Raw genomic sequence first — 20,007 nt, forward strand, 5'->3', positions numbered from 1 at the left:
GACGGCGCTGCGGCCGGTTGCTGGTACAGGCGCCGCTCAGCGGCGCATCGTGTCCAGCTGCGTGACCGGCGCGGCGTTGTTGCCCCACGCGCCGCGGATGTAGGTCAGCACCTCAGCCACCTCGGTGGCATCGAGCGCATGGCCGAACGGCGGCATGCCGTAGGGGCGCGGGTTGCCGGCCGTCGCGGGCAGGAAGCCGCCGTGCGCGACCACCTGGATCAGGTTGGTGGGCTGCGCCATCGTCACCGCGCGGTTGCCCGCGAGCGGCGGATACGCACCGGCCGCGCCCTGGCCCTGGTCGCCGTGGCAGTAGGCGCAGCGCTGGTCGTAGATCTTCGCGCCGCGCACCATCGCGCCGGCGTCGCGCCGCACCGGCGCGGTGGGCGCCTTCTTCTCTTCGGACGCCTCCTGCTTCACGGCTTCGGGCAGGTCTTTCAGGTAGATCGCCATCGCGCCCAGATCGGCGTCGCTCAGGTACTGCGTGCTGCGGAACACGACGTCGGCCATCGGGCCCATCACCGAGCCGCGCGGGGCGGTGCCGGTCTTCAGCAGCGCCACGACGTCGGCCGCGGGCCAATCGGCTACACCCGCTTCATGCGGATCGGCCAGCGAGGGCGCGTACCAGTTCTCCACCGCGATGAGTCCGCCCGACAGGCCGAGCTGGGTCTCGGTCGCGCCCAGCGAGTTGCGGGTGCCGTGGCAGGCGATGCAATGGCCCAGGCCGCCCACCAGGTAGGCGCCGCGGTTCCATTCGGCCGGCTTGTTCGCGTTCGCCACGAAGGGCTGCGGCTTGAACGAAAGCGCGCGCCACACCGCAAGCGCGGCCTGCGTGTCGTACGGGAAGCGCAGCCGGTGCGCCTTGTTCTCGGTGTCGGCGGGCGCCACGCTGCGCAGGTAGGCGTAGAGGGCGTCCGAGTCTTCGCGCGTGACCTGCGTGAAGTTCGGGTACGGGAAGGCCGGGTACAGCAGGCGCCCGTCCTTGCTGCGGCCGTTGTGCATGGCACGCCAGAAGTGCGCGCTGCTCCAGCCGCCGATGCCGTGCGTCGGGTCGGGCGTGAGGTTGGTCGCGTAGATGGTGCCGAACGGCGTTTCCAGCGGCACGCCGCCCGCGTAAGGCTGGCCGCCGCGCGTGGTGTGGCAGCCCGCGCAGTTGCCCGCCAGCGCGAGGTAGCGCCCGCGCTCGACGAGTTGCGGCGTGGCCTCGAAGGCTTCGGCGCGCTCGGGCAGCGGGTCTTCGCCGCGCAGGTTCAGCGCGAGCACGACGCCGGCCCCCACGGCCGCCAGGGTGACCAGGCCCAGCAGGGTCCAGCCAAGGAATCTCAGTCGCGAGGTCATCGGGTTCTCACGGTTTCGCTGCTGTCGGCATGCCGCCGCAGGTGACGGGCAGCGGCGCGGGCAGCGAGGCCGCCGGGCGGGTGTCGGCCGGCATCGGTTGCACGGCCAGCCAGCTGGCCACGGCGTTGATGTCGGCGGTGGTCATGCGCTGGCCGATCTGCGCCATGCAGTCGGGCGCGGGCGCATGGCGCTCCTTGGTGAGCCAGGCGCCGAGCTGCGACGACACGTACAGGCGCGGCAGGCCCAGCAGGCCCGGAATGGCCGGCTGCACGCCCGTGAGCGCCGCGCCGTGGCATTGCACGCAGGCCGGGATGTTGCGCGCCGCGTCGCCTTCGAGCGCCAGCTGGCGCCCGCGGCGCAGCTGCTCGGGCGTGGCGTCGCTCTGCGACGGGACCGCCGGGTACGGCAGCGACAGGTTCGCGAAGTACTCGGCCATCTCGCGCAGGTAGTCGTCCGACAGGTGCTGGACCATGTAGGTCATGTCGCTGTTGAAGCGGCGCCCGTCGCGAAAACTCACGAGCTGATTGAACAGGTAGCCCGCCGGCTTGCCCGCCAGGCGCGGGAAGAAACCGGCGTTGGTGGTCGCGCCCTCGCGCCCGTGGCAGGCGATGCAGGCGGCCACGCGCTGCTCGATGGTGTCGGGCACGGTGGTCGCGGCGTGCACGGCGACGGGGCCGAGCGGCAGCAGCAGCGCCAGGGCCAGCGCTGCACGGTGGAACACAGCCTTCATCACGTGCCGGCCGCGAAATGCGCCAGGGCCATCAGGCCCGCGATCAGCACCAGGACCATGCACAGGCCCACGCCGATCAGCGGCAGGATGCCCAACTGGGCGGTCCGCTTGTCGGCGTCGGCGCGACGGCCGCCCAGCCCGATGAAGCTCCAGAGTACGGCGCGCACCGCGCGCATCAGATTGAACATGGGTCCACTGTCGCGCAAACGGGTCAAAAAAAACAGATGCAGATCCAGCTCGATTCACCATATCAGATTAGAGTCCCCGCGAATGACAACGGCCCACCGATGCAGCCCCCGATGAAGCCCCGATGAAACGCTACGAAGCCCTGGCCGCCGGCATCGAGGCCTCGATCCGCAACGGCACCCTCAAGACCGGCGACCGCCTGCCCTCCGTGCGCCACACGGGCAGCAGCCGCGGCGTGAGCGCCTCCACCGTGTTCCAAGCCTACTACCTGCTGGAAGCGCGCGGCCTGGTGCGCGCGCGCGACCGCTCGGGCTACTACGTGGCCGGCGGCGGCCTGCGCGACGCGCCGCCCGAGACCACCCTCACTTCGCGCCCGGCCGAAGGCCCGCGCGCGCTGGAAGTGAGCGATCAGGTGTTCGACATCCTCGAAGCCAGCATGTCGCGCCAGGTCGTGCCCTTCGGCTCGGCCTTTCCGAGCCCGCTGCTGTTTCCGCTGGCGCGGCTGGGCCAGTTCATGGCCGCCAGCGCCAAGTCGCTCGACCCGTGGCGCACGGTGGACGACCTCACGCCCGGCAGCGCGGCGCTGCGCCGGCAGATCGCGCTGCGCTACCTGGCCGACGGCCTGCCCGTGCCGGCCGAAGAGATCGTCGTCACCAACGGCGCACTCGAAGCGCTCAACCTCTGCCTCTCGGCCGTGACGCGGCCGGGCGACGCGGTGATCGTGGAGTCGCCCACCTTCTACGCCGCGTTGCAGGCGCTCGAACGCATGGGCCTGCGCGCCATCGAGGTGCCGACGCATCCGGGCGAAGGCATCGACCTCGACGCACTGGCGCAGGCCATTGCCGCGCACAAGCCCACGGCCTGCTGGCTCATGACCACCTTCCAGAACCCGCTGGGCAGCCTGATGCCCGATGCGAAGAAGAAGGCGCTGGTGGAACTGCTCGCGCACCATGACCTGCCACTGATCGAGGACGACGTGTACGCCGAGCTGTACTTCGGCGAGCGCCGCCCGCCGCCGGCCAAGGCCTTCGACACGCAGGGGCTGGTGCTGCACTGCTCGTCGTTCTCGAAGAGCCTCGCGCCCGGCTACCGCATCGGCTGGGCCTCGGCCGGGCGCTTCGCGCGCAAGGTGGCGCGCCAGAAGCTCACGACCACGCTCAGCACCTCGGTGCCCGCGCAACTGGCGCTGGCCGACTACCTCGAGAAAGGCGGCTTCGACAAGCACCTGCGCAAGCTGCGCCAGACGCTGGCGATGCAGCAGGCCAGCTTCGCGCAGGCCGTGGGGCACTACTTTCCGGCGGGCACGCGCGCCACGCGACCGCTGGGCGGGTACTTCCTGTGGGTCGAGCTGCCGCCACAGGTGAGTGCGTTGGAAATCCATCGCCAGGCGCTGGAGCGCGGCATCAGCGTTGCGCCGGGCCCGATCTTCTCGGCCACGCGCGCCTTCGCCAACTGCCTGCGGCTGAACTACGGCCACGATTGGGACGCGCACAGCGAGCAGGCCCTGCAGACGCTGGGTCGGCTGGTGGCGGACGCCGCCTGAAACGGCAACGCCCGCCAAAAGGCGGGCGTCAGGCGGGCGTCGTTCAGGCAGGTTGCGTTTTTATTCCTGCGGTTCCAGCGCCACCGGCGCCGACGCCCCGTTCTTCCTGCGCGCCTGCAGCACGAACGCCACGAGCTGCCACAGCACGAAGATCGCGATCAGGCCCAGCAAGGTGCCGCTGATGGGCCGCGAGACGAAAGCGCCGAAGCTGCCGCGGCTCAGCAGCATCGCACGGCGGAAGTTCTCCTCGAGCATCGGCCCGAGGATGAAGCCCAGCATGAGCGGCGCGGCGTCGAGCTCCAGCCGCATGAACATGTAGCCCATGAAGCCGAACGCGGCGGTGATGAACACATCCTGCAGGTTGTTGTTCACGCTGTAGGTGCCGATGCAGCAGAAGAACAGGATCGACGGGAACAGCACGCTGTACGGGATCTTGAACACCGAGAGCCAGTAGCGCACCAGCGGCACGTTCAGCACCAGCAGGAACACGTTGCCGATCCACATGCTGGCCACCAGGCCCCAGAACAGCTCGGGGTGGCTGGCGATCATGTTCGGGCCCGGCTGGATGCCCTTGATGATGAAGGCCGCCAGCATCAGCGCCATGACCGCGTTCTCGGGAATGCCGATGCTCATCAGCGGAATGAAGCTCGTGCGCGCCGCGGCTTCGTCGGCCGCCGCCTGGCCGGCCACGCCTTCGATGCAGCCGGTGCCGATCTCGTCCTTGTACTTGCTGACCTTCTTGTCCAGCGCATACGCCGCGAACTGCGCGATCGTCGGGCCGCCGCCGGGCAGGATGCCCAGGAACGAACCCACCACGCTGCCGCGCAGCGCGCTGGGGATGATCCGCTTGAACTCCGCCCAGGTCGGGATGAGGTTGATCTTGCCGTTGAAGGGCGAGCGCTCCTCGCGCGAGTCGAGGTTCTTCGTGATCTCGGCGATGCCGAAGCAGCCCAGCGCGATGCTCACGATGCCCACGCCATCGGTCAGGAAAGGCATGTCCATCGTGAAGCGCGCCATGCCGCTGTTCACGTCGGTGCCGATGGTGCCCAGCAGCACGCCGATCATGCACATCGCCAGGCCGTTCAACAGGCTGCCCGTGGTCACGAAGCTCACGCACACGAAGCCCACCAGCATCATCGCGACGTAGTCCGCCGGGCCGAACAGGAAGGCCACTTCGCCCAGCACCGGCGCCAGGAACGACAGCACCAGGATCGCGACCGTGCCGCCGATGAAGCTGGAGAAGCCGGCCGTGAACAGCGCCAGCCCCGTCTTGCCCTTGAGCGTCATCGCATAGCCGTCGATGCAGGCCACGATGCTGCTCGCATGCGGGATCTTCATCGTGATCGCGCTCACGCTGTCGCCGTACTGCGCGCCGTAGTAGATGCCGGCCAGCATGATGAGCGCGCCGGTGGTGGGAATCGAATACGTCAGCGGCAGCAGCAGGCTGATGGTGGCCAGCGGCCCCAGGCCCGGCAGCAGGCCAACCAGCGTGCCCACCGTGCAGCCGATGGCGCAGTACATCAGGTTGTTGAGCGTCAGGGCGTGCGAGAAACCGAACGCCAGGTTGTTCAGGACTTCCGTCATGGTCGTGGCCTCAGAAGAGCGGCAGGTTCAGGCCGAGCAGCTTCTGCAGCGCGAAGGCCATCGCGACCAGGCCGGCGGAGATCTTCAGGCTGCGCACCCACGAAGGGGCGCTGCCCGCGAAGGACGAGCAGAACACCATGAAGACGATGCCCACGACCATGTTCACGTACATCGAGATCAGCGCGAAGCCGCACAGGCTCGAGAGGATGATCGCGATGTTCTTGAAGTTCAGGTTCAGCGCCACCGGCGCCACCACGAACGAGCGGACCACCGTGGCCGCGCCGATCAGCAGCAGCAGGCCGCTCACCATGACGGGGAACAGGCCCGGCCCCGCCCGGCTGAGATCGCCGATCGGATACTGCAGCCCGGTCAGGCCGAAGGCCAATGCAATGGCCATGAGGAACAGACCTCTGGCCAAGTTTCTATTTTTCATTCACGCGCTCACGATGTGATGTGATTCGAATGCGCCCGCGACCCATGAAAACCGGTGCGGGCGTGTCTCCGTCCGGCAGGAGCCACCGGACGGATCGATGCTCTTTTTGGAAGCTGATCGGAATCTGACCGGGCTGCGAGGGGAACTACGTACCGGGCAGGGAGGCGCCGAACGCGGACGGGTCACAATGCCCGGGCCGCTCCCCGAAGGCATGCAGGACAACACAACAATGAAGACACCACGCCCCGTTCCCCGATGCGCGCTCCTTGCGGGCGCCCTCACCGCCATGCTGCTGACCGCCTGCGCGGCACCTCCGGCCCCCGGCGAGTGGACGCCACAGCCGCCCAACCCGAACGCGCCCTACCCGGCCGAATCGCGCACGAACGGCGAGCAGGGCACCGTGCTGCTGCGCGTGCGGACCACGCCCGACGGCCTGCCCGCGAGCGTGGAAGTGAAGCAGTCGAGCGGCCACGCGCGGCTCGACCGCTCGGCGCTGGAGACCGTGCGCAAGTGGCGCTTCAAGCCGACGCCGGACGACGGCACGGTGGTGTGGCGGGAAGTGCCGATCCGGTTCTTCATCACGTCGCCGCCGCAGCAGCCGACGATGAATTAGCGGTGGTAGGTAGGCCCTGGGCAGATGCCTTTTCAGCCTGCAATCGTCCATTCACACCGGCCGGCTCCGCATTTTTTAGGCCGACTTCGAAACAAGCAAGGGCTTCGGCCTTGATAGGACAATGTTCAACTTCACTCGACAGCCGCAAGCCAGCAACCCGAGAGGCTCATTGCTTCGCCTTGCAATCGCACCATGGTTGACAGCCGCGCTTCTATTGAGCGGATGTGCCATACCTCAGGTATCGCCTGAAGAGCGAGCAAAGAATGCACCCAGCTCGCTGCAGTTGGCGCCTGCGCAGGGCGTGGTCTCTGTGAAGATGACATCCAATCGAGCAGGGATCTCCACGTTCTTCGGTCAGTGGGCCAGACTCCAGGTCAAGAACCTGGAGACTTCGGAAAAGACATGGCTTTCGAATCGCTCCGAACTCATCGAGAACCACAGCTTGTTTCTAGGAGCACTGTCCCCGGGAACATATGAAATCCACGGCGTCGAGAGTTCATCGTCAGCCGTCATGACTCTCATAAGCAGCGCCGATGCCTCCAATACATTTCCTGCATTCGCAATCGCAGCTGGCCAGCTGACTGACCTCGGCACGATCACATACGTACGCAAGCACTATCCAGTGAACTCACGAGAGTTCCGTTGGGGCATCGCTCCTGACGCGCCTTTTGACAGGCAAACAATTCTTCGGCGCCTCAATCCGACACTGCGTGATCAATTGAGTTTGCGGCCGGTCTTGGCATGGAACGATGGTGATCGGCTTCGCGCTCGTCGCAAGGCCCATGACGAATCGCTGGGGTTGACCATGCGAGTGGCATCACCGCAGTTGCAACCCGATGGAAGCGTACTGTTTGGAGAGTCGTTCGGGCAAATTGCGGTGCGAAGCAAGCAAGGAGCCTGGACATTTCAGCAGACACCTACTTCACTGCCGATTCGATCTCTGCATGTGGGCCTTGGCGGCGAAATGTATGCGGGCTCCGACGATGGAATCTTGATGGTGCGCCGCACACCCACGGGCAGCTGGGAGTCGATCCCATTGCCGACAACGGACTCCTCTGTCATTCACATTGGGGCATTGCCAGGTAGCGCAGATGTACTGGTCGTTCTCCAAACGAGCGATCGATTCCTTGGCCTTTCTATCGGCGCCTCGGCAGACCGCCCTTTGAAGGAGCAGTTCTCCAAACCCCGTGCACTATTTGTGAATCCAATGTATGACGTGCGTGGATATGTTCTCGAAGCAGTTGGCCAAGTGCTTCTCGCCACGGGCGCGTTTCAGAGCAAGACAGAGATTCTGAAATACAGCAGCGCAGATCCGATCTGGAAGGATGTTTCGTCAGGCGACGAAAACACCCCCTCCAACTGGGCTTCTTTGAATGATGGAAGCATCGGTCGTTTTGGCGGCATTCCGTTGACGGGCATGTACTTCACAACGACCGACAACGATGGCAAGAGCTGGGAGAGACGAGGAGATCTGAACTGGGCAAACGGCGGTCTGCTATTTGTCTCGGAGAAAGTTGGGTATGTTGTTCGTACCGACTCCATTGCGGCTCTTGATCCGGAGTTGAATAGACAGTCCATCTGGAGAACCAACGATGCCGGTCGTACTTGGTCCCTGGCTGGTTCACCAAAGACTATCGGCGGCACCCTTATCGCGCTGGGTGGTACAGAGAAAATCGGCTATGCCGGCGCGAACGGCCGGTTCATGGTCTCACAGGATGGTGGCAAGACCTGGAACGCGGAACGAGTCCTGCCATAGTCCCTATCACCTGATTTGAAACCGCAAAACTGAAGCGTGCCAATGGCGCCGACTCAAGCAAGGAGCTTTGAATTGGAAGAAGCACAAACGGCGTACTTTCTCGATCGCTACTCCAAGATGACTGATGAGGAGCTCTCGTATCTCCTCGTCACCCGTGGCGACAGCCTCTCGGAGGAAGCAGGCAATGCGCTTCGCATCGTTCTGAGCGGACGCAACCCGAGTGGGATTCGCGACGAAATCCGAGCGACAGCGGCCGACGTTGGAGCCCAAGTGCAGCACGCCCACAAAGAGGCTGAAAAGAAGGCGGAGAGTGATCGGGCAACTCGCAAAGGTTTTCGTTTTGCATGCATCGGACTGTTCGTCATCGGCCTGTTGGTACTGATGTTCGGACCCACCGAAGGTGGCACCGCACTCTGTGTCGCCGCGTTCGCAATCTTCTTGTACATCGAGATTCACCGATTGATTCGACGCTTCCTCGCTGCGCTCTTCAATCCGGACTCCCGGTGAAGTTGATCGACTACAGCAATCAATCAGCGGCGCCGCTCGCATGGATGCGAATCAGATCCTCCTCGCGCTCCTGATCGCACTGGCCTTGGGTGCGTTCACTTGGGACAGGTACAACCACCGCAAGGCGCAGCAAATGAGCTCGTCGTGGAACTGCTTTCGATGCGGAACGGACCTTGGTCCCATGCAGTCCGTTCAAATCCGCGTTGCCGGTGGTCCAGGACCCGCCACGCTGGCCCGGGCATGTAAGAAGTGCGCGAGACGCGATGCGTGCATCTATTGGGCAGGCATAGGCCTGATCGGGACTCTGCTTGTCGCTACCGGAGTCTTCCTCGCACTGGCGTAAGACAGCCTTACATCGAATCCCTTCCGTGTCATGAGACGGAAGAGGCTACCGCGCTCTCAAGCCGCCACCGCCACCCCACCCCGCCGCATCCGACTCACCCGCCACAGCAGGAAGCTCGCGATGCTCACGTTCACCAGGTTCCATCCGATGCCGTTCAGAAAGGCCGCGTGGTAGCTGCCCGTCAGGTCGAACACCTTGCCTGACATCCAGCCGCCCAGCGCCATGCCGAACAGCGTGAACATCAGCACCGTGCCCACGCGTGCGCCGGCTTCCTTGGGCGGGAAGTGCTCGCGCACGATGATCGCGTACGAGGGCACGATGCCGCCCTGGAACAGGCCGAACAGCGCCGAGATCACATACAGCGGCACCAGCCCGTCGAAGGGCAGGAACAGCAGCAGCGCCACGCACTGCAGCACGCCGCCCAGCAGCAGCGTGCGCAGCCCGCCGATGCGGTCGCAGATGGCGCCCGACACCAGCCGGCTCACGATGCCGAAGCCCAGCATCAGCGACAGCATCATCGCGCCCTGCGCCGGGCCGTAGCCCAGGTCGCCGCAGTAGGCGACGATGTGCACCTGCGGCATCGCCATCGCCACGCAGCAAGCCACGCCCGCGATGCACAGCAGGCTCTGCGCCGCGCCCATGCTCAACCCGAAGGGGCGCGTCATGTCGCGCACCACGGTGCTGCCCGCCACCTGCGACACGGGTGCCACGTCGACCAGCGCGGGCGGCCGCGCGCGGAAGAACAGCGCGAGCAGCGCCATCGTCACGCCGCAGAAGATGCCCATGCCGATGTAGGTCTGGCGCCAACCCACCTGTTCGACGAAGTGCTGCGCGATGGGTGGCCACACGGCGCCCGCCAGGTAGTTGCCGCTGGCGCACACGGCCACCGCGATGCCGCGCCGCTTGACGAACCACAGCGAGGTGTCGGCCACCAGCGGCGCAAAGGCCACCGAACTGCCGAGCAGACCGACCAGCAGCGCCTGCGCGATGGTGAAGGACACGATGCCTTGCGACATGCCCGTGGCGATGTAGCCCGCGGCAAGAAAGACCGAGCCCATCAGGAGCGGCTTCATCACGCCGATGCGGTCGGCCAGCTTGCCCATGAGCACGCCGCCGAAGCCGAAGCCCAGCATCAGGAGCGTGTAGGGCATGGAGGCATCGGCGCGCGCGATGCCGAACTCGGCCTGCACGGCGGGCAACATCACCGACACCACGTACATGCCGCTGCTGCCGACCGTCATGATCAGCAGCGTGAGCGCCAGTCGCACCATGGCATAGCGCGAGTCGGGCTGATGGACGGGGGCTGTCTCTGTGGTCTTCATTCTTGTCTCCACGCCTGGAAGGGGCGGCGCATGCCGTGTGGCATTCTCGCGGAAGGCCGCGTTGCGCGCTGCGCGCGCCCTGCAGCCTGGGAGGACCGAACGCATGAATACCATCTACCGACAAGCCATTCCCGAAGACACGCCCGCGTGCCTCGATCTGCGAGGCAGGACACGAGAGAACGCCTTCTCGGTCGACGCACTGGAGGCGCTCGGCATCACCCTCGAAAGCTGGCAGGCCGGCATCGCCGACGGCTCCCTGCCCGGCTACGTCGCGCAGGTCGACGACGAGCTGGTTGGCTATTGCTTCGGCGCGCGCGACACCGGCGAGATCGCCGTGCTGGCACTGCTGCCCGCGCATGAAGGCCAGGGCATCGGCAAGGCGCTGCTCGCGCTGATGGTCGATGAGTTCAAAAGACTCGGCTTCCAGCGGCTCTTCCTCGGCTGCTCGCCCGACCCGGCAGTTCGTTCGCACGGGTTCTATCGACGCCTGGGCTGGAAACCCACGGGCGAATTCGATGCCGCGGGCGACGAGGTGCTGGAGTACCACCTTTGATGAAGCGCCTGCCTCGTCTGCTCCTCCTGGCAGCCCTGCTGTGGCTCGGCATCGGCCTGTCTTCGGCCCACGCGGCGCCGCCGAGTTACCAGTCGCTGTACAGCAACCCCGAGCGCGCGTTGCCGATGCAGCCTGCGTGGCAATTCCAGCCGGTGGATGCGCAAGCGGCACCGCCGTGGGAAGACATCTTCGCCTTCACCCTGGGCATGGCTCCCGAGCTGATGGCACGGTCGCGCTGGCTGAGCCTGAATTCCGGTCAAGACAGCGAGCGCCCGCCCGCGCTGTTCGACACGCTCGAGGGGCGCGCCCTTTTCCTCTCACCGGCGGCCCGCAGCTTCTGCGACGGCCGTTGGCAGGTCGTGTGGCTCGAACGGATCGCCATCAACACCGCACACCAACCCTTGCACAAGGTGTGGCTGGTCGAACGCAAGCCCGGGGGCAGGCTGCAAAGCACCACGGCCTACGGGCGCCTCGATGCGCAAGGCCGGTGGGCCGTGCCGCCCCTGAGCTGCGACGGCCAGGTCACATCGTCCGTCGAATCCTCCGCGGCCCTCTCGTACCTGATGCAGGGCGAATCCGCGCAGGCCCCACCCGACCTGCACGTGGACACGGTGCTCGGGCAACTCGGCTTGCGCGATGCGCAAGGACGGTGGCGCACACAGCCGACACCGCAACGCGATACCGCGACCGTGCAATGGATGCGCTACAGACGGCTGCTGCCTACGCCCGGCTCCACCGGCACGGGCCTGATCGACGCCCAAGGGCGCATGGTGATTCCATTCATCTTCGGCGAGTTGCCCGACGCGACAGCCCAGCGCCGCATCCGCCTGTGCACCGCCACCGGGCCGGCGATCCTCACCACGCGCGCGCCGGTCGAGTGCCGCTGGCAACGGCTGCGCGGCGGCCCTGCCGGCGTTGCGCTGCGCCCGGTCAAGAAAACGGACACCGGCCGATGGGGCTACCAGGACGCACAAGGCAACTGGGCGATCGCGCCGCAATTCGAGGCCGCGCGCCCGTTCCGTCATGGCTACGCCGTGGTCACGGGCCTGTTCCCGCAGGACTGGCGCCCACCCGGCTGGCAGGACAGCCAGCCGATCATCCGCAAACTCCAGCGCGTGGGTCGGTATTGGGTGGCCGAAGCCGTGGTGCGCAACGCCTCCACCGGCGGACAGTGGGCGCCGCGCTTCGGCCTGCTGAACGACGCGGGGCAATGGCTTGCCCCCGTGCCCGACCCCGCGCTGCAGGTCACCGTGCTGGTTCCCCCCGGAGGCCGCACCAGCCACTACGCCGGAATGCTGGCCAGCCACCTGCCCAACCTGCTGGGACGCAGCGTGCAGGTCGATCATGTGTCGAAGGCGACCGAGGCCGACTACCGCCGGCTGATGACACAAGGCGGTGACACGAAGGTGCTGCTCGCCGCACTGCGGCTGCCACGCGGCGGGATCGAGGGCGTGCACCAACCGGCGCCGATCGATGCGCTGATGCATGCCCTTCGCCCCGTCACCCTGTGGACGTCGGAGCCGCTGGTGCTGGCCATCGACAGCACCAAGGCCGACACACTGGGCATTCACAGCACCGACGACCTGCTCGCCTACGCGCGGGCGCACCCCGGCAGCCTGCGCATCGGCACGGGCGACGACGGCTGGACCGGGCACCTGGCCTTCGGCCAGTTCCGCGCACTGAGCGGCGTCGATGTGCAGCGCGTGGTCTTCCAGGGCATGTACCCGGACTCGGACGTCATCACCAAGGCGCATGCGGCAGACCTGCTGTTCGCGCCCGTGAACGGCGTGGCGGTCGCCGTGCGGCGCGGCCAGTTGCGTGTACTGGGTACCACGGCCGATGCAGCGCATCCGCAAAGCTTCGAGGGCGCGACATGGCCGACGCTGGCGTCCAGCGCGCCGCTGGACGGCTACACGGCGTACGACCGCTTCAGCCTCTGGGCGCCGGCGAATTCGGATGCCGCATCCAATCGCACCTTGCAGGAAGCGGTGGACCAGGTGCTGGCCAGGCCCGAAGTGCAAAAGCAACTGCAGGAGATGCAGGTCGTCGGCGGAGGCGGCTCACCGGAAGCGCTGCTGGCCCTCGAACACGAAGAGCGCGAACGCTGGGCACGCGCACTCTCGGCACCGGCCGCAACGCCGCCGGCGCGTTGAGGAGCGGGCTGCCGGTCAGCCCACGGACAACGCGGACACCACGACGCTCACCGAAGCCTTGGGCACCGGAATGCCGGGCTTGCGCTTGCCGTCGCAGGCCGCTGTCAGCAGGCCGAGACAGACCAGAAGAACAAGGGCTGTGCTTCGCATGCGAAGCAGGCTAAACCTGCGAGGTTGCGCGTCAAGTCGGACGACAGCGGCAGCCGTCGTCGGTGAAGCGAGCGTTTCTTCGCTTCAGAGGCCTGCAGCCGGACGCTCGCCGGCCTGCAGGCGGCGCTCGATGTCTTCCAGCACGTTCGGCAGGTCGGCCACGCTGTCGATCACGTAGTGCGCGCCAGCGGCTTCCAGCTCGGCGGTGGCGCGGGCGCGGCGTGCCTGCTGCCCGTCGGCGTCGAGCGCCTGCCACTCGGCCAGCGTGAGGCCGTTGACATTGCCGCTGACCGACACGCCGACCGCCCAGGTGCCCGCGTTAAGGCCTTCCTGCAGGCCCACGCCGGTGTCGTCGACCTTGACGACGGTGTGCGGCGGCCACACGCCGAGGTCGGCGAAGCAGCGGTACATCATGAGCGGCGACGGGCGCCCGGCCGCGAGGTCGCCGGCGCACACGAGGTTGTCGGGTTCGTAGCCGCCGGCCGCGGCGAGCGGCGTGACGACGTCCATGATCGGCCGGTTGTAGCCGGTGGTGGAGCCGATCTTCAGCCCGCGTTCGCGCGCCGCGTTGACGGCCTCGAGGGCGCCCGGAATGAAGTCGGTGTGGTCGCGCACGCTGGCCGCGTTCATCGGCGTGAACACCTCGTAGAGGCGATCGACGTCGGCGTCGCTGAAGGCATGGCCGTGCCTTGCCTCCCACTGCGCCGCGATGCGCGGCTGCGTGCCCAGCGCCTTGATGTGGTCCCACTTGGCCATGCCCATTGGGGCACGTGCCTCGTCGATGGTGATGTCGATGCCGAACTGTTCGAACAGCTTCACGAAGGCGCCCATCGGGGCGCAGGAGCCGAAGTCGAGGATGGTGCCGGCCCAGTCGAAGACGACGGCCTGCAGCTTGGAATGGTGATGCGCGTTCATGGCGACGGAAGAAAGAAGGTGAAGAAGGTCGCGGTGCTCACCACGCGTCGAACACGTCCGCGGCAATGCCGAAGCCCGTGCTGGCGCCGCTGCCGCTGGTGACCAGCACCACGCGCGTCGCGTCGTCGGGTGCGTCGATCACGCAGGGCGTGGTCTTCGACGACGGGTATACGCCGGTCCAGCGTTCGGTGACCTGCGCGCTTTCGAGGTTGAGCGTGCTGCGCAGGTGGCGCAGGATGAGCTGGTCGACGGCCTCGCTGGCGAAGGGTTCGGGCGCGTCGCCGTAGTGGTGCGAATCGCCCACCACCAGCGAGCCGTCGGCGCTTTGCACCACGATGAGGTGGATGCCGTGATCGAGCGAGGCACGCTCTTCCTGCATCAGCCGCTCGCGCAGCGCCACCGCCTCGGGCAGGCCGCTGTAGCCCTCGTAGCGCACCAGGCTCAGGTCGGTCATCACCGCGCCCGGCAGAAGAAAGCCTGCTTCGGGCTGCACGCGCAGCATCTGCAGGCGGCACAGCGTGAGGTCGTGCGTAGCGATGCGTCCCGCAAAGAGGCCGTGCAGCTCGGTGTTGGTGCAGACCACCACGCGCTCGCCGCGCAGGGTGCCGCGCGAGGTGCGCACGCGCGGGGTTTCCACCTCGTGCACGGTTTCGCCGAAGCGGAACACGACGCCATGCACCTCGGCCAGCCAGCGTGCGAGCAGGCCGACGGCCGTACGCGATTCGACGCGCAGCTCGTGCGGACTGAACAGCACCGAGCGCGCCTGCGCGAGGTTGAGCCCGGGCGCCCGGTCCTGCGCGTCGGCGGCGTCGATGAGCGCGCAGTCCTGCGCCATCGGCGTGCGCAGGAAGGCTTCGAGCACGGCATGCGCCTCGGGGCGCCAGGCCGCGAGCCAGAGGTGGCGGTGCACGATGTCGATGCCGGCCTGCGGTGCAATGGCCTGCCACACGTCGCGCGAGTGCATCGCGCGGCGCCACATGTCGCCCGGCGCCTGGCCGGTGACGGTGATGAAGCCGAAGTTGCGGATCGACGCGCCGAGGCAGGCCGCATCGCGCTCGACCACGCACACGCGCAGGCCACGCTGCGCGGCGGTGTAGGCATGGGCCAGGCCGACGATGCCGGCACCGACCACGATCACATCGAAGTTGTCCACGGACATGCTGGGGCTCACTATCGCTGTCTCCAGGCCTGCGTTCGCTTCAATGCCCAGTGCCCGGCCAGCGCGAACAGTCCGCGGCCGACGGCGGCCGTGAGCATGATGAGCGAGGCCATGGCGGCGGCGGGTGCCACGTCGCCGGCGTCGTCCATGTTGAGCACGGCGATGGCCGCCAGCGTGGTCTGCGGCGAGTAGAGGAACACGACGGCCGACACGGTGGTCATCGCGTTGACGAAGAAGTAGCCGGCCACGTTGAGCACCGTGGGCAGCGCCACCGGCAGGTGCACGCGCCACAGCGTGTGCCAGAACGGCACGCCCATCGACTCCGACACCAGCTCGTACTCGCGGTCCAGCTGGCGCAGCGCCGTGAGCGAGGTGAGGTGCGCCACCGAGAAGAAGTGCGCCACGGTACAGATCACCAGGATCGCCATGCTGCCGTACAGGCCGTGCAGCGGGTTCGAGCCCGAGTTGAAGAAGAAGATGTAGCCCACGCCGAGCACCAGCCCCGGCACCGCGAGCGGCAGGTTGGCCAGCAGGTTCAGCAGCTCGCGCAGCAGGCCGAAGTGGCGCGGCTTCTCCACGAAGTAGGCCGACACGAAGGTGGCGAGCGCGCCCGCCACGGCCGCGCACAGCGCCAGCCGCAGCGAGTTGCCGTAGCTGCCCCAGCCGCCGCCGTCCATGTTGCTGAAGTCGTAGTTCTTCAGCGACGGTGCGAGCTTGTAGGGCCAGTAGCTGGCCAGCGATGCGAACACGGCCATGCCGATCATCACGACGATGGCGATGGCGGTGAGCGTGCAGAACACGAGCAGCGCACGGTCGCGCGACTTCACGGGTTCAGGCTGGTAGGGCGTGGCACGCGCCGACAGCGCCGCGGCCTGCTTGCGACGCACGCGCCGCTCGACGAGGAAGGACAGCACCGCCGGAATCAGCAGCACGAGGCCGACCACGGCGCCCATCTGGAAGTTCTGCTGCCCGACCACCTGCTTGTAGATGTCGGTCGCGAGCACGCCGGTCTGGCCGCCCACGACCTTGGGCACGCCGAAGTCGGTGATGACGAGCACGAACACGACCATCGCGGCCACGATGAGGCCGTAGCGCGACGAGGGCAGCGTGACGGTGCGGAAGATGCGCCAGCGCGAAGCGCCCAGCGTCTGCGCGGCCTCGTACAGGCGCCCGTCGGACGTGGCCATGGCGGTGGTGAGGATCAGCAGCGCATGCGGCAGCGTCCAGAACACCGAGCCGAGCACGATGCCCAGCGGGCCGTAGATCGACAGGTCACCCAGCAGCCCCTTGAACAGGCCCTGGTTGCCGAACAGGTAGATCAGGCTGATGGCCGGCAGCAGCGAGGGCGCGAGCAGCGGCATGAGCGCCACGGCGCGCAGCAGCCCCTTGGCCGGCATGCACGAGAGCGTGAGGCCGTAGGCATACACGTAGGCGATGGCGGTGCACAGCACGGCGCTGACGACGGCGAGCGCGACGCTGTTGAACGCCGACTGCACCAGCGCCGGACTCTCGAGGTAGCGCGCGAAGTTGCTCAGGCCGACGAACGCGCCGGCGCGGTCATAGAAGCTCTGGCCGACCAGCGCGCCCACGGGGAGCGCGACGATCACGACCAGCAGCGCCACGACCAGCAGCACGGCGGCGCCGGTGAGCCAGCGTTCGCGGTCGAAATGGCCGGCACGCGGCATCGCCACCGGCCGCACGGCGATGGCGTCGGGAGAACTGCTCATGCTCAATGCGTCAGAACGGACAGCGCGTGCAGCGGCAGCTGGATGTGCACCATGCTGCTGGGCACCAGCGGCTCTTCGCCACCGATGCGCGCGTCGGCGGGCAGCTCGGCCTCGATCTCGATGCCCAGCGGCTCGCAGGCCAGGCGGGCCGAGGTGCGGTTGCCGAAGAACTCGGTGTCGAGCAGGCGCGCCGCGAAGCTGTTGGCGCCGAGTTCGGCACCGAAGCGCTTGACCACCACATGCTCCGGGCGGATGCCGACCGTGGCCTGCGTGCCCGCGCTCAGGGCGGCCGGTTGGCAGAACAGTTCGGCGTCGCGCACGCGCACCTTGCCGTCGGCCAGCACGGTGGCGGGCAGCATGTTCATGCGGCCCACGAAGCCCGCGACGAAGCGGGTGCGCGGCTGGCGGTACAGCTCGTCGGGCGTGCCGGCCTGCTCGATGCGGCCGTTGTGCATCAGCACCACGCGGTCGGCCATCGAGAGCGCTTCTTCCTGGTCGTGCGTGACCATGATGGTCACGATGCCCAGGCGCTTTTGCAGCGCGCGGATCTCGCTGCGCAGCGTGGCACGCACCTGCGCGTCGAGCGCGGAGAGCGGCTCGTCGAGCAGCAGCAGGCGCGGGTTGGGCGCCAGGGCGCGCGCCAGCGCGATGCGCTGCTGCTGGCCGCCCGACAGCTGCACGGGATACTTGTCAGCATGCGCCGCGAGGCCGACGAGGTCGAGCATTTCGCGCGAACGCTTGGCCATCTCACGGGCCAGCGCGCCCGTGGGGTGCAGGCCGTAGGCGATGTTCTGCGCCGCCGTGAGGTTGGGGAACAGCGCATACGACTGGAACACCACGCCGAAGCCGCGCGCCGCGGGCGGCAGGCCCGCGATGTCCTGGCCGCCGAGCAGGATCTGCCCGCTGTCAGCGCGTTCGATGCCGCACACGATGCGCAGCAGCGTGGTCTTGCCGCAGCCCGAAGGGCCGAGCAGGCAGACGAACTCGCCGGGCTCGATGTCCAGGTCGATGCCGTCGAGCACGCGCGTGGCGCCAAAGGACTTGCCGATGCCGCGAAGAGAAAGAAAGCTGGTCATGTGCGGCTACCCGAAACCCCGGTCACATGGGTTTCTTTTCGGCCTTGGCGTCGTAGCGCTTGGACCATTCCGTCAGGATGCGGTCGCGGTTCGCGGCAGCCCAGTTGAAGTCGTTCTTGGCCAGCAGCTTCTCGACATCGCCCGGCACGAACTCGAGCTTTTCCTGGATGCCCGGCAGCGCGAGCACCGCGAAGTTCTTCGCGTACAGCTCGTTGGCCTGCTTCGTCACAGCCCAGTCGGCCAAGGCCTTGGCGGCGTCCTGCTTCTTGCTGGTCTTGATGATGCCGGTGGCTTCCATGTCCCAGCCCAGGCCTTCCTTGGGCAGCACGATGTCGATGGGCGCGCCCTCGCGCTTGGTCTTGTTGGCGCGGTATTCGAACGACATTCCCAGCGCGAACTCGCCGGCGCCGGCCTGGCGGCAGGGCTTGCTGCCCGACAGGCTGTAGACGCCAATGTTCTGGTGCAGCGCGTCCATGTACTTCCACGCCTTGTCTTCACCCATCATCTGGATCCAGCCCGACACCATCAGGTAGCCGGTGCCCGAGGCGGCCGGGTTGGGCATGGTGATCTGGCCCTTGTAGACCGGGTTGGTCAGGTCGGCCCAGCTGGTGGGCTTGGGCAGGTTCTTCTTCGTGGCTTCGGCGGTGTTGAAGCAGATGGCCGACGACCACACGTCCATGCCGACCCACTTGGGCGGATTGGCCGTGTCGCGCATGGTGGGCTTGATGGCGTCCAGGCCCTTGGGGGCGTAGGGCTGGAGCATGCCTTCCTTGTCCAGCAGCATCAGCGAGGTGGCGGCTAGGCCCCACACCACGTCGGCCTGCGGGTTGGCCTTTTCGGCCAGCAGCTTGGCGGTGACGATGCCGGTGGAGTCGCGCACGAACTTCAGTTCGATGGCCGGGTTCTCCTTTTCGAAGGCGGCCTTGTAGGCCTGCACCTGGTCGGCTTCGAGCGCGGTGTAGACCAGCAACTCGGTGCGGCCCTGGGCCGATGCGGCGAAGGCCAGCGAGAACAGGGCAGCGGGCACGGCGGCCCAACGGAGATGACGACGCAGCATGGGAAATCCCTCGGTGTGAGAACTGGCGATGTACGCAAAAAGAAAACACGGCCTGGGCCGTGAACGCAGCGATGCTCGCAGCGCTATGTGACAAAGGTTTGTCACACGGCCACACCCGCCCCACGGCGTTTGCAATTTCGTCACACGGCTGTCATCGCGCGGCACGAGCCTGTGGAGGCTGTCGCACCGGTTCCTTTTGCAATTCCATGACACTCGACCTCGCCGAGATCGCTCGCCTGTTCGCCGAACGGGGCGCGCTGGCCTATGCGGGCGAGCCGGTGTCGCAGCTCGAACACGCGTTGCAATGCGCCTGGCTGGCCGAACAGGCCGGGGCCGGCGACACGCTCGTGACAGCTGCATTGCTGCACGACCTGGGGCACCTGCTGATCGCCGAGCACCAGACGCTCTCGGCTTCGCCCACCGAACTGGGCATTGACGATCGCCACCAGTACATCGCGCTGCCGCTGCTGCGCGGCGCCTTCGACGTGGCGGTGCGCGAGCCGATCCGCCTGCACGTGGACGCCAAGCGCTACCTGTGCGCGACGCGGCCGGCGTACTTCTCGAAGCTCTCGCCCGATTCGGTACGCAGCCTGGCACTGCAGGGCGGCGTGATGGACGACGAAGCGGCGCAGCGCTTTGCCGGCCTGCCGTGGTCGGGCGACGCGGTGCGGCTGCGGTTGTGGGACGAAGAGGCCAAGGCGGAGGGGCTGAAGACGCCGCCGCTCGCGCATTTCCTGGCGACGGCTGCGCGCGTGATGCTGCGCTGAGGGCCCAAGGGGGGCAAGTAGCACGACAGGTGGCGGGGCCTGCTTTCAGCCCCGTTTAAGAAACATTTGTCTACTATGGATTCCTCACGAGGTCCGGC

The 20,007-nt window shown here is 67.2% G+C and carries 19 protein-coding genes; 7 read left to right on the forward strand and 12 right to left on the reverse strand.

Features of this window, described 5'->3' with window-relative positions:
* Window positions 1-36: 36 nt before the first annotated feature.
* Genes D3H34_RS16245 through D3H34_RS16255 form a run of 3 tightly spaced genes read right to left on the reverse strand, consistent with a single transcriptional unit; the run spans window position 37 to window position 2,253 of the window.
* The gene (locus D3H34_RS16245) at window positions 37-1,335 is read right to left on the reverse strand and encodes a c-type cytochrome (protein ID WP_119554741.1); all 1,299 of its coding nucleotides are present in this window, start codon (window positions 1,333-1,335) and stop codon (window positions 37-39) included.
* 7 nt (window positions 1,336-1,342) lie between these two features.
* On the reverse strand, window positions 1,343-2,065 hold the full coding sequence (locus tag D3H34_RS16250) for a c-type cytochrome (protein WP_286185795.1): 723 nt from the start codon (window positions 2,063-2,065) through the stop codon (window positions 1,343-1,345).
* Window positions 2,065-2,253 (reverse strand): DUF2970 domain-containing protein, encoded by a 189-nt coding sequence (locus D3H34_RS16255; protein WP_119554743.1) that lies wholly within the window; start codon window positions 2,251-2,253, stop codon window positions 2,065-2,067. The genes D3H34_RS16250 and D3H34_RS16255 overlap by 1 nt, the downstream gene beginning before the upstream one ends.
* A gap of 122 nt (window positions 2,254-2,375) precedes the next feature.
* On the opposite strand from D3H34_RS16255, the gene D3H34_RS16260 reads away from it, so the two are divergent.
* Entirely contained in the window at window positions 2,376-3,794 is a 1,419-nt protein-coding gene (locus tag D3H34_RS16260) for an aminotransferase-like domain-containing protein (RefSeq protein ID WP_119554745.1), read from the forward strand.
* 60 nt (window positions 3,795-3,854) lie between these two features.
* On the opposite strand, the gene D3H34_RS16265 is transcribed toward D3H34_RS16260, so the two are convergent.
* Window positions 3,855-5,378, reverse strand: coding sequence for a tripartite tricarboxylate transporter permease (locus D3H34_RS16265; RefSeq protein WP_119554747.1), 1,524 nt, complete (start codon window positions 5,376-5,378; stop codon window positions 3,855-3,857).
* Window positions 5,379-5,388: 10 nt separating this feature from the next.
* Complete coding sequence (locus D3H34_RS16270) at window positions 5,389-5,775, reverse strand: tripartite tricarboxylate transporter TctB family protein (protein ID WP_119554749.1); 387 nt, start codon at window positions 5,773-5,775, stop codon at window positions 5,389-5,391.
* 265 nt (window positions 5,776-6,040) lie between these two features.
* Between D3H34_RS16270 and D3H34_RS16275 the strand changes: the two genes are divergently transcribed.
* The 3 genes from D3H34_RS16275 to D3H34_RS16280 all read left to right on the forward strand — a co-directional run bounded on the left by D3H34_RS16275 (window position 6,041) and on the right by D3H34_RS16280 (window position 8,687).
* Entirely contained in the window at window positions 6,041-6,424 is a 384-nt protein-coding gene (locus D3H34_RS16275; protein WP_286185796.1) for an energy transducer TonB, read from the forward strand.
* A 121-nt stretch (window positions 6,425-6,545) separates the two neighbouring features.
* Window positions 6,546-8,180 carry a WD40/YVTN/BNR-like repeat-containing protein gene (locus D3H34_RS33995; RefSeq protein ID WP_147400455.1) on the forward strand — a complete coding sequence of 545 codons (1,635 nt, stop codon included), beginning with the start codon at window positions 6,546-6,548 and terminating at the stop codon, window positions 8,178-8,180.
* 72 nt (window positions 8,181-8,252) lie between these two features.
* On the forward strand, window positions 8,253-8,687 hold the full coding sequence (locus D3H34_RS16280) for a hypothetical protein (protein WP_147400456.1): 435 nt from the start codon (window positions 8,253-8,255) through the stop codon (window positions 8,685-8,687).
* 399 nt (window positions 8,688-9,086) lie between these two features.
* Here the strand turns inward: D3H34_RS16280 and D3H34_RS16290 are convergent, their stop codons facing one another.
* Entirely contained in the window at window positions 9,087-10,352 is a 1,266-nt protein-coding gene (locus D3H34_RS16290) for an MFS transporter (protein ID WP_119554758.1), read from the reverse strand.
* 103 nt (window positions 10,353-10,455) lie between these two features.
* Between D3H34_RS16290 and D3H34_RS16295 the strand changes: the two genes are divergently transcribed.
* Both D3H34_RS16295 and D3H34_RS16300 read left to right on the forward strand, forming a co-directional pair.
* Window positions 10,456-10,905 (forward strand): GNAT family N-acetyltransferase, encoded by a 450-nt coding sequence (locus D3H34_RS16295; RefSeq protein WP_119554760.1) that lies wholly within the window; start codon window positions 10,456-10,458, stop codon window positions 10,903-10,905.
* Window positions 10,905-13,058: a tripartite tricarboxylate transporter substrate-binding protein gene (locus D3H34_RS16300; RefSeq protein WP_119554761.1), complete on the forward strand. Its 2,154-nt coding sequence runs from the start codon at window positions 10,905-10,907 to the stop codon at window positions 13,056-13,058. Before D3H34_RS16295 ends, D3H34_RS16300 begins: the two co-directional genes overlap by 1 nt.
* A gap of 15 nt (window positions 13,059-13,073) precedes the next feature.
* Here D3H34_RS16300 and D3H34_RS34695 read toward each other — a convergent pair whose 3' ends face one another.
* The 6 genes from D3H34_RS34695 to D3H34_RS16325 all read right to left on the reverse strand — a co-directional run bounded on the left by D3H34_RS34695 (window position 13,074) and on the right by D3H34_RS16325 (window position 19,142).
* Window positions 13,074-13,208, reverse strand: a complete 135-nt coding sequence (locus D3H34_RS34695; protein WP_286185798.1) for a hypothetical protein — start codon at window positions 13,206-13,208, stop codon at window positions 13,074-13,076.
* 84 nt (window positions 13,209-13,292) lie between these two features.
* A complete protein-coding gene (phnX, locus tag D3H34_RS16305) occupies window positions 13,293-14,123 on the reverse strand; it encodes a phosphonoacetaldehyde hydrolase (protein WP_119554763.1) in 831 nt (276 codons plus the stop codon).
* Between the two features lie 37 nt (window positions 14,124-14,160).
* On the reverse strand, window positions 14,161-15,276 hold the full coding sequence (locus D3H34_RS16310) for a TIGR03364 family FAD-dependent oxidoreductase (RefSeq protein WP_119554858.1): 1,116 nt from the start codon (window positions 15,274-15,276) through the stop codon (window positions 14,161-14,163).
* Window positions 15,277-15,293: 17 nt separating this feature from the next.
* Window positions 15,294-17,009 carry a putative 2-aminoethylphosphonate ABC transporter permease subunit gene (locus D3H34_RS16315; RefSeq protein WP_119554765.1) on the reverse strand — a complete coding sequence of 572 codons (1,716 nt, stop codon included), beginning with the start codon at window positions 17,007-17,009 and terminating at the stop codon, window positions 15,294-15,296.
* 2 nt (window positions 17,010-17,011) lie between these two features.
* A complete protein-coding gene (locus D3H34_RS16320; protein WP_119554767.1) occupies window positions 17,012-18,085 on the reverse strand; it encodes an ABC transporter ATP-binding protein in 1,074 nt (357 codons plus the stop codon).
* Between the two features lie 22 nt (window positions 18,086-18,107).
* Window positions 18,108-19,142, reverse strand: coding sequence for a putative 2-aminoethylphosphonate ABC transporter substrate-binding protein (locus tag D3H34_RS16325; RefSeq protein WP_119554769.1), 1,035 nt, complete (start codon window positions 19,140-19,142; stop codon window positions 18,108-18,110).
* A gap of 206 nt (window positions 19,143-19,348) precedes the next feature.
* On the opposite strand from D3H34_RS16325, the gene D3H34_RS16330 reads away from it, so the two are divergent.
* Window positions 19,349-19,909, forward strand: coding sequence for a phosphonate degradation HD-domain oxygenase (locus tag D3H34_RS16330; protein ID WP_119554771.1), 561 nt, complete (start codon window positions 19,349-19,351; stop codon window positions 19,907-19,909).
* The last annotated feature ends 98 nt before the right edge of the window (window positions 19,910-20,007 follow it).

It is taken from the genome of Acidovorax cavernicola (assembly GCF_003581445.1).